This window comes from Flavobacteriales bacterium, assembly GCA_013001705.1.
GTDB lineage: Bacteria > Bacteroidota > Bacteroidia > Flavobacteriales_D > JABDKJ01 > JABDLZ01.
The window spans coordinates 1-13,558 of the sequence record JABDLZ010000303.1 but is presented as its reverse complement, the minus strand read 5'-3'; the positions used below and the strand labels follow the sequence as shown (position 1 = coordinate 13,558).

13 protein-coding genes are annotated in these 13,558 nt (G+C 48.4%); 10 read left to right on the top strand and 3 right to left on the bottom strand.

Annotation, left to right across the window (positions count from 1 at the left end):
• From HKN79_12165 to HKN79_12155, 3 genes are all read left to right on the top strand, one after another.
• Positions 1 to 530 (top strand): DUF4162 domain-containing protein (locus HKN79_12165; GenBank protein NNC84323.1); only part of this gene is annotated, 530 nt, incomplete at its 5' end.
• Positions 523 to 1,866 carry an ABC transporter permease gene (locus HKN79_12160; protein NNC84322.1) on the top strand — a complete coding sequence of 448 codons (1,344 nt, stop codon included), beginning with the start codon at positions 523 to 525 and terminating at the stop codon, positions 1,864 to 1,866. The genes HKN79_12165 and HKN79_12160, both read left to right, overlap by 8 nt.
• Positions 1,867 to 1,935: 69 nt before the next feature.
• Positions 1,936 to 2,853 (top strand): phosphatase, encoded by a 918-nt coding sequence (locus HKN79_12155; protein NNC84321.1) that lies wholly within the window; start codon positions 1,936 to 1,938, stop codon positions 2,851 to 2,853.
• On the opposite strand, the gene HKN79_12150 is transcribed toward HKN79_12155, so the two are convergent.
• Positions 2,854 to 4,101, bottom strand: a complete 1,248-nt coding sequence (locus tag HKN79_12150) for a T9SS type A sorting domain-containing protein (protein NNC84320.1) — start codon at positions 4,099 to 4,101, stop codon at positions 2,854 to 2,856.
• A gap of 495 nt (positions 4,102 to 4,596) precedes the next feature.
• Between HKN79_12150 and HKN79_12145 the strand changes: the two genes are divergently transcribed.
• Positions 4,597 to 5,769 (top strand): sigma-54-dependent Fis family transcriptional regulator, encoded by a 1,173-nt coding sequence (locus HKN79_12145; protein NNC84319.1) that lies wholly within the window; start codon positions 4,597 to 4,599, stop codon positions 5,767 to 5,769.
• A 153-nt stretch (positions 5,770 to 5,922) separates the two neighbouring features.
• Positions 5,923 to 6,075 (top strand): hypothetical protein, encoded by a 153-nt coding sequence (locus HKN79_12140; protein ID NNC84318.1) that lies wholly within the window; start codon positions 5,923 to 5,925, stop codon positions 6,073 to 6,075.
• 56 nt (positions 6,076 to 6,131) lie between these two features.
• Here the strand turns inward: HKN79_12140 and HKN79_12135 are convergent, their stop codons facing one another.
• Together HKN79_12135 and HKN79_12130 are read right to left on the bottom strand one after the other, a co-directional pair.
• Positions 6,132 to 7,628, bottom strand: a complete 1,497-nt coding sequence (locus HKN79_12135) for a GH3 auxin-responsive promoter family protein (GenBank protein NNC84317.1) — start codon at positions 7,626 to 7,628, stop codon at positions 6,132 to 6,134.
• A gap of 8 nt (positions 7,629 to 7,636) precedes the next feature.
• Positions 7,637 to 8,545, bottom strand: a complete 909-nt coding sequence (locus HKN79_12130) for a M23 family metallopeptidase (protein NNC84316.1) — start codon at positions 8,543 to 8,545, stop codon at positions 7,637 to 7,639.
• A 104-nt stretch (positions 8,546 to 8,649) separates the two neighbouring features.
• Between HKN79_12130 and HKN79_12125 the strand changes: the two genes are divergently transcribed.
• The 5 genes from HKN79_12125 to atpB all read left to right on the top strand — a co-directional run.
• Entirely contained in the window at positions 8,650 to 11,319 is a 2,670-nt protein-coding gene (locus HKN79_12125) for a tetratricopeptide repeat protein (GenBank protein ID NNC84315.1), read from the top strand.
• Between the two features lie 12 nt (positions 11,320 to 11,331).
• Entirely contained in the window at positions 11,332 to 11,787 is a 456-nt protein-coding gene (locus HKN79_12120) for a polymer-forming cytoskeletal protein (protein ID NNC84314.1), read from the top strand.
• Between the two features lie 12 nt (positions 11,788 to 11,799).
• Positions 11,800 to 12,186 carry a hypothetical protein gene (locus tag HKN79_12115; GenBank protein ID NNC84313.1) on the top strand — a complete coding sequence of 129 codons (387 nt, stop codon included), beginning with the start codon at positions 11,800 to 11,802 and terminating at the stop codon, positions 12,184 to 12,186.
• Positions 12,183 to 12,416 carry an AtpZ/AtpI family protein gene (locus tag HKN79_12110; protein ID NNC84312.1) on the top strand — a complete coding sequence of 78 codons (234 nt, stop codon included), beginning with the start codon at positions 12,183 to 12,185 and terminating at the stop codon, positions 12,414 to 12,416. Before HKN79_12115 ends, HKN79_12110 begins: the two co-directional genes overlap by 4 nt.
• Positions 12,417 to 12,495: 79 nt before the next feature.
• On the top strand, positions 12,496 to 13,558 hold a 1,063-nt coding region (gene atpB / locus HKN79_12105), incomplete at its 3' end, for a F0F1 ATP synthase subunit A (protein ID NNC84311.1).

Genomic DNA, 13,558 nt, shown 5'->3' with positions numbered 1-13,558 from the left:
GGATGGCTCAGAAAGTGCAGTTCATCACTACGGTACTTCACGAACCGGAGATCCTTATCCTGGATGAGCCTTTTTCCGGCTTCGATCCTATCAATACCAATCTGGTCAAATCCGAGATACTCCGATTACGCGATGAAGGCGCCACCATCATGCTCTCTACCCATAATATGGCATCAGTAGAGGAGATCTGTGATGATATGGCCCTGATCGACCGGGGCCGGGTGGTCTTGGAAGGGCAGGTGCAAGAAGTCAAGCAGCGATTCAAAGAGCATGTCTACGATGTCTTTTTCAAGGGTCAGATGCTCGGCTTTACCAATGCGCTTTGGACGGGTTTCGAATTGGTAGATAGAGAGGATCTGGACGGAGGGATGATACGTGCCCGCATCCGTCTGCTGGGAGATAATACGGTCAATGACCTATTGCAGGCTGTGATGCCACACGCGCAGATCAATGAGATTAGTGAGGTCATCCCCAGTATGAACGACATCTTCATCCAGGTGGTCAACGAAAAGGAAGAGGAGCATGCATAAGGTCTGGTTGATCATACAGCGGGAGTACCTGACACGTGTCAAGAAGAAGTCCTTCATCATCATGACCATTCTTGGGCCTTTGCTCTTCGTGGGCTTCATCGGAGGAGCCTTTTACTTGAGCCTGGATGATTCTCGAGAGTTCGATGTGGTATTGACCGATAGTCAAGGCATGTTCGGCAAGACCTTGTTCGAATCGGATTTCGAGGATACAGATAAGATCAGATACCACATCTTCCCAGGGGAAATGTCGGATGTGGCATTCATGGAATCCGATTTCGACCTCAAGATCGATATCGTACCGGAGTTGATCTATGCGCAGAGCATCAACATGTATTACAAGGAACAGCCCGGAGTGCTGATCACCGAACGGATTTCTGATAGACTGGAGCGCAATTTCGAACGGATGAAATTGGCCGAAGCGGGAATCGATCAAGAAGAGTATGAAAGCTTGACCACCCCCATTCGGATCATCAAGTACGACATAGCCAATCTGGAAGAAGGTGGTGCCGATACCGAATTGGGTACCATGGTCGGGTTCATCATGGCTTTGATGATCTTCATGTTCATCATACTCTACGGTTCGCAGATCATGCGCGGTGTGATGGAGGAAAAGACCAACCGCATCGTAGAAGTGCTCGTCTCATCGGTCAAGCCCTTTCAGCTCATGTCCGGTAAGATCATCGGGGTGGCCATGGTCGGGCTTACCCAGTTCCTATTATGGGTGGTCTTGTCCTTCTTCTTGATGACCCTCGCTCAGACCATGCTAGGGGATGTCTATGTGGATCCAGCTGTTGTCCTGGACCAGCAGATGAGCACCAGCGTACAGAAGGATACCATAGAGGATATACAGGCGCAAGGGGAAGCGATGAATGCCTTCTGGAGCATCTTCCATCAGATCAACTTCCCCTTCCTGATCGGGATGTTCATCTTCTTCTTTCTAGGAGGTTATCTGCTCTATGGAGCCTTGTTTGCAGCGGTGGGGTCGGCCGTGGATAGCGAGACCGATACACAGCAGTTCATGATGCCTATGATGACTCCGCTGATGTTCGGCTATATCATATCGGCCCTTTCCTTCAGCAATCCGGGATCTGCAGTCTTATACTGGTGCAGTATCATCCCATTCACCTCTCCGGTGGTCATGATGATACGGGTAGGGCGCATGGGCATGGGCATGGAGGCGGTGGACTGGCTCTCTATAAGTGCATCTGCACTACTTCTTATCGCTGGATTCCTATTCACCACTTGGCTTGCAGGACGCATCTACCGCACGGGCATACTCATGTACGGTAAGAAGGTGGGTTACAAAGAGATATGGAAGTGGATAAGATACTACTAGTTCCTAGATCTGGTTAGGTGGGTGTTTTGATTTCCTTCATACATTGAGCCCATCCCTCAAAACTCGCCCTTGAATCCAAAAGCGGTCATAGATATCGGCACCAACACCATCAATCTGCTGATTGCAAGTAGACACGATGAAGGTTTCATTATGGAGTTCTTCGACCGTATTCCGGCCAAACTAGGGAAAGGCGGTATGAATGGCAATCGACTCACCGCTGAAGCCATGGAACGTGGATTGGCCGCACTGGAGGAACACCTGATCAGCTGTGATGAACATGAGGTAGGCGAGATCATCGTCACTGCTACATCTGCTGTTAGAAATGCTGAGAATAGGCAAGAGTTCATAGAACTGGTATTCAATGAATACGGCCTGGAAGTGGATGTCATCGATGGGGATAGAGAATCGGACTTGATCTGGAAAGGGGTGCGTATGACGGGTTTGGCCATGGATGAGACCATACTCATCATGGATATCGGGGGTGGGAGCACCGAGTTCATCGTAGCGCGAGATGATGACTTGATATGGCAGCAGAGCTACAAGTTGGGTGTGACCCGGCTCAAAGAGCGCTTCGATGCAGCGGACCCCTTCACAGAAGCTGATGCCCAGAAGATACGTGAGGCCATTAGACATGAGCTCGAAGACCTGTGGATAGAGGGAACGCGGTCGAAGGTGAAGACATTAGTTGGAGCATCGGGATCATTCAACAGCATCGACCTTATGTTGGCCCTGGGAGATATCGAATCCCTTCCAGAAGTGCGACATCGAATGGATATGGAGCAGTACCATCGACTCTCAAGTATGGTGCGCTCCAGCCCATACGCGCGTAGGTCCGCTATACCGGGGCTGGTGCCCGATCGGGTGGATACGATCCCATATGCCTTTCTTCTCATCGATGAGGTGTTGGAGCAACTCAAGATCGAGGATCTATGGCGCAGTAGCTATGCATTAAAAGAAGGCTTGATGGCCGAGATGTTCGGGGGCTGATCATTCCTTTATAAACTTCCCGATATATTCTGAGTTATCCGTTCGCAGAAGAAGCAGATAAAGCCCAGAAGGGAAGGATGAAATATCAATTGAATTTCTTCCTTGGGCAGAGCCGTTCTGTTTTGGCTGATCAATTACCCTGCCCAGATTATCAAGGATTTCAACTTCTTCTAGAAGTTCATCCCCAGGCCAATGGAGATAGAGCATGTCATTAGCTGGATTTGGAAAGACTGTGATCGATTCTTCGATGCCATATTCATCACTCGTCAGTATATAACTATCAGAATCAATTACTCCTGTGGTATCTCCTTGGTGCACATATCCCGTCATCCAAAGGCCCATGCTACTGCCTATTCCTCCAGCCCACAGATAACTGGTCATTCCCAAGCCTTCTGTGAAAGACATTCCTAGATTTTCTCGATACACATTGTGATCCGCGGCAAACCAGAACAGAGGCGTATCCTCGAACATATTTGAGTACAGTTCTTCTCTGAAGATGACTGGTGAATACTCCTCGATAGCAAGGAGAATAGAACCTAACTCTTGTCCCTCAAGTGACTGCAAAGACTCTGTATCCATCCCTATATGAATGCCATATTTCTTGATCATTCGGTCATTTTCCGAAGTCAAAGTGACGATATAATCGCTCACATCTCCTTCTGGGAGAGGGATGGAATCGGCATATACTCCAAAGTTTGCTTTGCTGTGCTCATGCACATCTTCTTCTAAGAACAAGTAATCTTCTAAAGTGAAAGTTTCATTGGCTGTAAAAGCATGGTAATAAGTTGTTGGTGGATATGATTGATCTGGTGGTCCCCAATGTCCATAAGTGTGCTGACTGACTTCGTCATAGTGAAGGGTGATTTCCTCTGGAGTTGACTCCACTTCAAGTATAGTCCGCTTGATTATTCCATCTACTTGTTGGGCATTTCCCTCAGAATATATCTTGTATTTATACTGAATCACATCCCCGACCTGATGGTCAAATATTTCTTCGAGTTCTGGGACCAGCAATCCAACGTCCCTACCTTGGATGCCTATCAATTCAAAGAGTTCTTCTTCCTCATTAGGATTGTAATATCTCAGCAAGCCGTGCTCTTTGCTGAGTAGGAATTCTTGACCATCATCGACTGTTATATTCTTGACGGAGTCTACTGTACTGAATATATCTTGAGTCGAAATACTGGTGACTTGTGCGTTCTGTACTCCATCGAAATTCCACATCTCTCCTATTTCGGCATGGGTCATGAGAACAAAGTCGATAGGGTGGATGAACGTCCACATCCCACCTGGACTTTCTATGACCTCGCTATTCAAGAACTGCGGCTGATCTTTTAGATAGAGGCACGAATTTTCAGGACACTGCCAATCATCCAGACCATAGGTGTCTGCCATGCAAGTATCACAGGGTAATACTACCTTGTTCAAGAAATAATATGTACTGACATCTCCTACCTGAATTGAATCTACATGGATGGTGTTCGTAATGGATGGTTCTCCTGAATTGGTGAAGTGAAACTTCTCATCAGGCGTGAAGGGTGCCCAATTCTGTCCGCTTATTTGAGAGGAGCTTATAAGTAGAACGGCAGACAGAAAGAAGCTTTTGTACATCGTGGGTCGTTTGGTGGAATTCAATGTACATAGAATAACAATGGCGTCAGAATTCAGATGTGATGATCATATCATTGCCAAAACTAAAGGAGCGGCACCGCTTTTGTACTTTCACCCTCCCAAAAACAAGATATGTCCAACAGCATTCTGATCATCGATGACGAGAAGAGCATACGCGGTACGCTCAAAGAGATACTCGAGTATGAGAAGTACAAGGTAGATGAGGCCGAAGACGGTATCAAAGGCCTTTCCATGATGGAGAAGACACGCTATGATATCGTGCTCTGTGACATCAAGATGCCCAAAATGGACGGGATAGAAGTATTGGAAAAGATCCGGGATAAGGGTCTGGACAGCCCAGTGGTCATGATCAGCGGCCATGGAAATGTGGAGACGGCCGTTGAGTCGCTCAAGAATGGGGCTTTCGATTTCATACAGAAGCCTTTGGATCTCAATCGGGTACTGGTCACCATCCGCAATGCCATGGATCAATCCACCCTCGTGGAAGAGACCAAGGTCCTCAAGCGTAAGATCAACAAGAAGCTATCATCCGATATCGTAGGGGAGAGCAAGGCCATCATGGAGATCAAGGAGATGATCGCTAAAGTGGCCCCGAGTGATGCTCGCGTGCTGATCACCGGGGGCAATGGTTCAGGTAAGGAATTGGTCGCCCGTCAATTGCATGAGCAGAGTGCCCGTGCCAGCAATCCATTCGTAGAGGTGAACTGTGCAGCCATTCCATCTGAACTGATAGAATCAGAATTGTTCGGACATGAGAAGGGCGCTTTTACTTCCGCCATCAAGCAGAGAAGAGGAAAATTCGAACAGGCCGATGGCGGTACCCTCTTCTTGGATGAGATAGGGGACATGAGCCTCAGTGCCCAGGCCAAGGTACTCAGAGCACTTCAGGAGAATAAAATCAATCGGGTAGGAGGGGATAAGGATATCAAGGTCAATGTGCGCATCATAGCCGCTACCAATAAGGACCTCAGGAAAGAAATCTCTGAGAGCAATTTCAGGGAGGATCTCTACCACCGACTCAGCGTGATACTCATTCATGTGCCCTCCCTTAATGAGCGCAAGGAAGACATACCGCTCCTTTCCGAATTCTTCTTGGAGCAGATCGCCAAGGAGTATGGTCAGCCGGTGAAGAAGATATCCAATGCGGCTATCAAAGCGCTGCAGAAGCACGACTGGACCGGTAACATCAGAGAACTCCGTAATGTCATCGAGAGACTGGTCATTCTAGGTGCTGAGGAGATTTCCGATACGGACGTCAAAGACTATGTGCTCCAAGGTGGGTAATCCGTACCCCAAGGCAGCGTGATACCCTCTTTTCTGTTCCTCATTGTGTAAGGAACAATCCGCGTACGTGTCTGTAACAAACAGATAATCAGATAGATAAGATTTTTGGCACGCTGATTGTTTACCGATAAGTGAATTTAAAATCCATATACCATGAAAGAACTGAAGAAAAAGTACCAGGAGGCCAAGGCGAAAGCCATAGATTTGATGAGTGATGGCCGCTTATCTGAATACATCGCACAACTGGTTACAGTCGAGCAATTGAAACTACAATTGATCAACGCTACGATAACCGAAAGCCGATGATAAGACCTCTAACAACATCTGTTAATTAGGACCCAGACTGAAGAGTCTGGGTTTTTTTATGCCTTGGATCCAGTCAATAGATCGGCAATCTTCCGGTCGTTGGCCAAGCGAGGAACTTTGTTCTGCCCTCCGAGCTTTCCTCTGCTCTCCATCATGCGCTTGAATGATCCTGAGGGTAATACCCTGATGACCAACGGACGCAATACCTTTCCCTCTATCAGATCCCGATAGTACGGGTTCTGTGCCACCATGCTTTTCTCCAACAGTCGGGTCAAATCCTCTATATCGGACGGCCGTTCTTCCATTTCGATGAACCACTCGTGATACGGCAGTCCTTCCTGAGGATGGATCTCTGGGGCCACGTGGAATTCTGAGACCACTATATCCAGTGCTTTAGAAGCCTCCTCCATGGCCCGCTCGACTTCTTCAGCGATCACATGCTCACCAAAAGCAGAAGTAAAGTGTTTGATCCGTCCCGTGACTACTATTCTGTAGGGGTCTTTGGAGACGAACTTGACCGTGTCACCGATGTTATAGCCCCACAGTCCTGCCACGCTGTTGATGATCAGCACATAATTGACTCCGAGTTCTATCTCATCAAGCCAGAGCCGCTTAGGTTCATCATTGAAGAATTCATCGGCTGGAATGAATTCGTAGAATATGCCGGAATTCAATTCGAGCAACAGACCTTCCTGATCCAAGGTGTCTTGATAGGCGATGAAGCCTTCACTTGCCGGGTACAGTTCGAGATTGTCCACTTCGGCACCTATCAATTCTAAGAATCGATTCTGATAGGGGCGATAGTTGACTCCACCATGGACCATCAGACTGAAATTCGGGAATACTTCCTTGACTGTCTCCTTACCGCTATGCTCAAGTAGCTTCTCGAAATACATCTGCATCCAGCTCGGTATACCGCTGATCAGCCGCATATCCTGCACAGAGGTCTCCTTGACAATTGCCATGACCTTCTGCTCCCAATCCTCGATGAGATTGGTCTCAAGCGTAGGTACGCGATTGCGTTGCAGATAGGCCGGTACGTGGTGGGCAGTGATCCCGGACAAGCGCCCGATCTTCAGTCCATTCTGCTCTGTAAGTGCCGGGCTGCCTTGTAGAAAGAGCATCTTTCCATCCACGAATTCCGTATTGCCCGATTCGTGGATATAGGACAGAAGGGCCATCTTAGCAGAGCGTATGTGAAAGGGCATGCTCTCTTCTGTCAAAGGGATATACTTGGCACCTGAGGTCGTGCCCGAGGTCTTGGCCACGTACAAGGGCCTTCCGGGCCAGAGCACGTCCTGCTCGCCTTCCAAGACCCGCTCCATATAGGGTCTGATCCCTTCATAATCCACCACGGGTATAGAGTCCCTCCAAGCGCGATGGTCGGTGATATCTCCTACTCCCTTGTCTTTCCCATAGACCGTATACTTCCCTTGGGCTACGAGGTGCTTCATCCATTTTATCTGGGTGTCCAAGGGTGACCTCACCCATTTGGAACGGAGGTGGATCTGTTGTTTGGCATAGAGTACGCTGAGAGCCGCTTTGACACCCATACGATACCTTAGTTGAAGATGATGAATTCCTCGGGGTCGAGCGGATCGCCCTTGTACCAGAGTTCGAAATGGAGATGTGGACCATCGGTGATCTCACCGGAATTACCCATCACGGCTATGGATTCTCCTGCTTCTACCTGCTCTCCGGTCTTTTTGAGAAGGACGGAATTATGCTTGTAGAATGAGACCAGGTCATTGCTATGCTGGATGCCCAGTACATATCCTTCTTGAGAAGTCCAGGTCGCTAATATGACCGTACCATCCAATACCGCTTTGATCGTTTCATTGTCAGGCGCCACCACATCTACACCCAGATGTTCGGTGCCTATGTCGTATTGACTTGTGACCAATCCTTTGAGCGGAGTGAAGAATACCAGATCAGAAAGGGCACTCATGGCCGTTCGGCTTTCCGCATTCTCGAATTTGAGATTATAGAGATCCTCAGCAGCTACTTCGATCCGTAGTGCCGAATCACGTTCCGAGATACTGAAGTCCAGATCTTCTTGGGTTTCTGCATTGACCCGAGTGGTATCCATAGCCACCTCCTCGACCTCCATCTCACCACGAAGTACCCGAATCACATTATCCAGGTACTCTTCTCGGATACTCAGATCGGCCTCCAGCCGCTCGGCCGTTTCTATGGCTTTCCGTGCTTCACGTTTGGCCTGGGCATCGGAGTACCCGGGGATGAGCTCCTTGGCCGGAGTATAGATGATGATGAGCAGGATGATCAGTGACACGATGAATACAGCGGTGGCTACGATCGTGATAACGTTGAGTCTGGAGAGCTTCAGAGAAAGACGCTCTTCATACGTATTGTCACTCACGATGATCAAGCGGTACTTGTCCCTCAGTTTACCCAAGAAGGAGCGCAATCCTGAATTCATAGTGGCAAAGATATCGATGTTGGACTGCATCTGTCATGGTCAGATGGTCCAGATAAATCCAGTGTGGTCCCTGTAGAACCCCTGAAATGAAATATTTTTGCAGGATATCTGTTATTGTTCCGAGTAACTACGCCTTGAGAGGAAATCTCATATATCTATCCCTGGTCTTCGTGACCTTGCTTGCATTCAGTTCATGCAGTAAGAAGAAGAACAATTTCTTCAGCCGGACCTATCACGAGACCACTACCCATTTCAATGGCTACTTCAACGCCAAAGAAGCGGTCAATGAGGCCCTGGTTTCCTATGCAGATGGGTATGAGGAGAATTGGGAAGAGCCACTACCTATCATCCTCTACCCGAATGAGCAGGAGGCGGTCTCCTTGTATTCTGCTATGGACCGTGCCATAGAGAAATGTAGCAAGGTCATCGATAGACATAGCATGCTCATCAACAAGAAGCAGCACAATTCCTGGATAGATGATTCCTATCTCTTGATGGGGATATCCTATTTCTACAAGCGGAACTTCCCTGAGGCCGAGGAGACCTTCAAGTACATCACCAAGCAATTCAAGCGCGAACCCATCCGTCATGAGGCCAACTTATGGATGGCCCGCATGGCCATCGAAGAGAAAAACTACGTTCGGGCTCAATCCTTGTTGGATAAACTGGACCAGTACCGACCGGACTTTCCCAAGGGCATGGACCAGTCCTACTATGAGGTATACACACATCTCTATCTCCAGCAGAAGGACTATGAGAACGCGATAGAGACGATCAAGCAAGCAACGGCCGTCACGCGCAAGAAGGATAGGCGTGCCCGACAGACTTTCCTGCTTGCGCAACTCTATGATATCACCGGCCAGTCGCAGCGTTCGGTCAGGCGCTATGGGGATGTGGTGCGTATGAATCCCGACTATGAGATGAAGTTCTATGCTCAGATCAATCAGGCTTTGGCCTTCGATTCCAGATCGGATTCAGAGCAGATAAGAGAACAACTCAACAAATTGCTGCGAGATGAGAAGTATGTGGAGTTCAGGGATCAGGTCTACTATGCCCTGGCAGAAGTGGAATTTGCCGAGCGGAATCTGACAGAGGGAATCGAGAATCTGATCAAATCCACGAAAGCGAGTGTCAATAACAACCGCCAGAAGGGGAAGAGTTTCCTGAGACTGGCAGAGATCTATTTCGAAGAGCGCAACTATGAAGTCGCTTCTGCTTTCTACGACTCGACTATCACCTACCTACCCAATGACTATCCGCGTTATGAGATCATCAAGAACACCAAGGAAAGCCTAAGTGATCTGGTCCATTACCTCAAGATGGTGGATCGGGAAGATAGTCTGCAGACCTTGGCGTTGATGGACGAGTCCGATCTCAACCGAAAGCTGAGAAAGATCATCCGCGATAAGCAAGAGGAGGAGGAAGAGCGACTCAGAAAGCTTCAAGAAGAGAGAGAACTTGCTTTCCAGAATCGACAGAATGCCCAGCAGGCCCAGGCAGATAGTCGGGCCAGCAATCGAGCAGGTGCTACGGGCAAGTGGTACTTCTACAACGAAGCCTCCAAATCCATCGGTTTTGCGGAGTTCCAGGCCAAATACGGGAGACGTGAACTGAAGGACAATTGGCGTAGAAAGAATCAGAACATCGGTATCAGTCTGGGTGAAGAAGGGATTGCAGAATCTGGAGCAGAAACAGAAGCTGGAGGAGGGAAGACCAATATCCCCACGATGGAGCAACTCAAAGCAGATATCCCATTCTCTGATGAGGCCATGCAAGCTTCCAAGGACACTATGGCCCACGCCATGTTCGAGATCGGCAAGATATACAAGGACCGCCTCGAGGATCTGGATAACGCCATCGAGACCTTTGAAGAACTCAATGTACGCTTACCTGGAAATTCGTACGAGCAATTATCCTACTATCAGCTATATAGATTGTTCCTGACCAAAGAAGAAGACCCTTCCTATTTTGCACCCGATCCACGAGCTACCTCGGCCTACTATGCCGAATTGATAACCGAGGACTTCCCCCAGAGTGAATTTGCCCGACTCATTGAAGACCCGGAGTATGTGGCCAGCAATGAACAGGCGCGTATCCAAGAGACCGAGGATTATGAGAACACCTTCCGACAGTACCGCATGAGGAACTATACCGAAGTGCTGACCGCCTGCCTCGATGTGATGAATAACGATACGGGCAATCGCTTGCTCCCTAAGTACTATCTGCTCAGGGCCATGGCTATTGCGGGGAAGAAGGATCGGGAGAATTATATAGCCGCTTTGCGAGAGATCGTGGCAAAATTCCCAGAGACGGAAGAAGGTGAAGAGGCCAAACGTCTTCTTGGATTATTGGAAGAAGAGTCCAAACCGGAAGAGACGGCTACCAAGGAAGATACACCTCCCTCTGAAGAAGAAGAACGCCAAGGTCCTAAAGGAGACTATATCATCAAGGATAACATGGATCATTATTTCGCCATCCTTGTTCCAAACCGAGGAGTGAAGATGAACGATGTCAAAGGCAAGGTGAGCGATTTCAATGCAGAATACTTCAGAGGAGAATCCTTCAAGGTGACCAATAGTTTCATCAATTCCGAAGCGCAGATCCTGCTTGTCAGGACTTTTGAAGGCAAGGAGGACGCATTGCACTATCTAGGTGCCTATGAAGGGGAAGAGACCATTTTGCTCGGAGTCAATGATCAAGCCTTCGAAGCCTTTGTCATCACTTCAAAGAATTTTGCTACCTTATTCAAGACCAAGGACATAGATGGATACATCGAGTTCTTCAAGGAATATTATAAACGCTAAAGCCCAATTCCAATGGCTAAGACGAATGATCACACACAGAACCTCAGGGTCAACAGTATAGTTGAAGGCACCCGACTGAAAGGAGAGATCAACTCTCCTGGGAATTTCCGCATAGACGGTGAAGTAGAAGGAGATATGAAGATCGATGGCAAATTGATCATCGGTGCTAAGGGACACGTCAAGGGGAACGTGAAATGCAAGGATGCAGAGATAGAAGGCCGTTTCGATGGCAAACTCTCTGTCAACGGACTACTAAGCCTCAAGTCTACATCGTCAATCAGCGGTGATGCTTTCTTCCAGCGATTGATGGTCGCAGAAGGCGCTAAGTTGACCTGTACCTGTAATTTGAAATCCGACAGTCCTGAGATACCCGAGCGCCCTGAGCAGAAAAGCTCAAGTGCTCGTCCAGCCGCTCCAAGTGCTGCGACAGGTGAGCGTAAGCCCGGAGTCTCTGCTATAGGCGCTTGATCACTGCGCTCCATGGCTCTCCCACGTCCTTTCTTGACAGGACTCGTATTGCTCACTCTCCTCTTACTAGCTATCTACCATGGCAGTCAGCAGGTATGGCCATTTGAACTGGCCGAGTGGCGATTCTATGTCCTCTTGCTCTTCTTTCTGCTCATTACCATCTTCAATCATTCGTTGATGAAGAGCAGCATCGGAAAGCGCCCCACGCTTTTTGCAAATCGCTATATGATGGGAGTGGTGCTCAAGCTGATCCTTTCCTTGGTCCTCTTTATTGCGATCGCTATCAACAGTCCCGATGCGGAGAAGATCCCCTTCGGATTGGCCTTCCTGTTGAGCTATCTGGCCTTCAACGCTTTTGCTTCTAGACAGATGTTGAAACTCAAGCCTACTGATACATGATGGCAGAGCCTGGGGAGGACAAACGGAGAAAAGCCAATAAGGTCATAGCCTTTTCGAGTATCGGATTTCAGATGTTGGCCACAATCTTACTCTTTGCCTATGCAGGAAGAAAGCTGGACGAACACTTCGGAGAAGGGGGCCGGACATGGTCCCTGATACTGACCCTGAGTGGGGTAGCGATAGCCCTATACTTCTTGATAAAAGGGCTCACAGATATCATGAAGAACTAGACCTCCGATTCCTTTGAAAAAACCTTCACGCGGTATGATTAAAAGTATACTTTTGCCCCGCGAAAAGGAAAGCCATTCGATGCAGGTTTTTAAGGGTATAGGAAAATCGTTCCAACTGGTGAAACTCACTGTGGTATTCACTGCGCTTTTTGCTGTCACCAATGTATTTGCTGGGGGAGGAAGTGGTGAAGAATTCAATGCCGGTGAGGTGATCATGCACCACATCTCTGACAGTCACGACTGGCATCTGATCGACTATGAAGGTGCAGACGGTGAGATACATCCGGTGAGCATCCCTCTTCCGGTCATCCTTTGGCACCAAGGTAAAGGACTCGAGGTCTTCATGAGCTCTAAATTCCATCATGGTACAGAGGCATATAATGGATACGCTCTCGATGAGCACAATGAAGTCTATTATGTCGCTCCAGATGGTGGAGTAGATGAGGTGGAGACGGCCAACATCATCGATATTTCCATCACCAAGAATGTTATGACGCTCTTCTTGGTCTCCCTGCTCGTTATCCTGGTCTTCTCCAGCATAGCAAGGGCTTACCGAAGAAATCCCAATAGCGCTCCGAAAGGCATCCAATCCTTCTTCGAGCCGATCATCCTATTTGTACGTGATGAGATTGCGATCGCGGTCATAGGCAAGGACAAGTATCAGCGATTCATGCCCTTCCTATTGAGCGTCTTCTTCTTTATATGGATCGCCAACATGCTCGGTCTCGTACCCTTCTTCCCAGGAGGGGCCAACCTGACGGGTAATATCGCTATCACACTGGTCCTGGCCGCCATGACCTTGTTCTTGATATTCAAGAACAGTAATAGCCACTACTGGAGACACGTATTCGCCATGCCGGGTGTTCCAGTACCATTGCTTCCTATCATCACATTGATCGAGATTATCGGAGTCTTCTTGAAGCCGCTGATACTCGCCATTCGACTATTTGCCAATATCACGGCTGGGCACATTACCATTTTGGCATTCATGAGTTTGATCTTCATCATGGGTAAGAATGGAGAGGCACCCGTTGTCGGTTGGGGTACTGGAGTTGTATCAGTCATCCTATCGATCATCGTGACCTTCTTGGAATTGCTCGTAGCATTCCTGCAAGCATTCATCTTCACCCTGTTGTCTGCAA